The following is a 1,348-nucleotide window of genomic DNA, read 5'->3' on the forward strand; positions in this document are numbered from 1 at the left end:
GCGAATGGGTACTCAAAGACGCCTGTTTACAAGGGACAGACTGGCTGGCGAGAGGCGTTCAATTTGGCAAAGTTGCAGTCAATGTATCAGCACTTCAACTGCAACAGTCGCGCTTCATCAACAAGCTCAAAACCATCCTTCGTGAAACGGGATTCCCGGCGCATCACTTGGAGCTGGAAATTACCGAAAGCTTTTTGCTTATCGATCCAAAACTGGCCATCGCATCGCTAAATCAGCTGTGTGAACTCGGAATCGAGATTTCGTTGGATGACTTCGGCACAGGCTATTCTTCGCTGTCATACCTCAAAGGTTTGCCAATCAACAAACTGAAAATCGACCGCTCGTTTGTCAGTGATGTGCCTAACGACAACGACAGCAACGCCATTGTTAACGCCATCATTGCGATGGGCACGACGCTTTCACTCAAAGTCGTGGCGGAAGGCATCGAAACGCCAGAACAAGTGGCTTACTTGGTCGACAAAGGTTGTAGCTACGGTCAGGGATATTTATTCAGCCCACCCGTTGCGGCGGAAAAGTTATTTAACTAAGCACAACGTTCAATACACTGGCAACTTTGCGGTTAGATGTTCGTCGAACCGCAAAGCGCCAAACGATCCGCTAAAATGTTGATGCACACCAACAGCGGCACGCCAATCAACAGCCCCATTCCACCCCACAACCAACCCCAAAAGACCAGCCACATAAAGATGACTAACGGGTTGAGGTTAAACCGCCTCCCTAGCAAAGTTGGGGTGACAAACTGACTCTCGATTAAATTCAGCAACAGATATATCGACACCACTGTCAGCATAAAACTGACCGAATCTAGCTGCAAATACGCGACAAAACCAAAGCTCACCATCGAAATCACTGGTCCCAAATACGGCGCGAAATTCATTACCCCCGCAAACGCACCCCATAGAAATGGGTCTTCAAGGCCGAGGACAAAAAACACCAATCCAACACACAAGCCTAAACCCGCATTGACCAAAGTAATGGTGCCGATGTAGCGCGATAAATCTTTCTGCAGAGCCTGCACCAACTCCACCGCCTGACGTTGTTTCGAAAAACCACGCAAACGCGATACCGATTTACGAAACAGACTTCGACCATGATTAAGCATGAAATACACCATAAACAGCACAATCATCGCCTGAGTTAACAGCGTTGGTGTGGTGGTCGCGAGCGCTTTCAGCAGAGAAAACACCGTGTTGTTGCCCATCTCGTCAATGTTCATGTCACTGGCAAGCTCAAGCGGCGCGTTCATGTGCTCTGACGACGCTTTGGTCACTTCATTCACTTCTTGCGAAACGTTTTGGACGATGCTTGGCAACTCAGCCCACCATTG

The 1,348-nt window shown here is 48.8% G+C and carries 2 protein-coding genes; one reads left to right on the top strand and one right to left on the bottom strand.

Annotated features, from left to right (window positions below):
* A partial coding sequence (locus R7P67_RS24555) for an EAL domain-containing protein (protein WP_318086283.1) occupies window positions 1–548 on the top strand: 548 nt, incomplete at its 5' end.
* A gap of 32 nt (window positions 549–580) precedes the next feature.
* On the opposite strand, the gene R7P67_RS24560 is transcribed toward R7P67_RS24555, so the two are convergent.
* Window positions 581–1,348 (bottom strand): AI-2E family transporter (locus R7P67_RS24560; protein ID WP_318086284.1); only part of this gene is annotated, 768 nt, incomplete at its 5' end.

This window comes from Vibrio sp. Vb0937 (assembly GCF_033338855.1).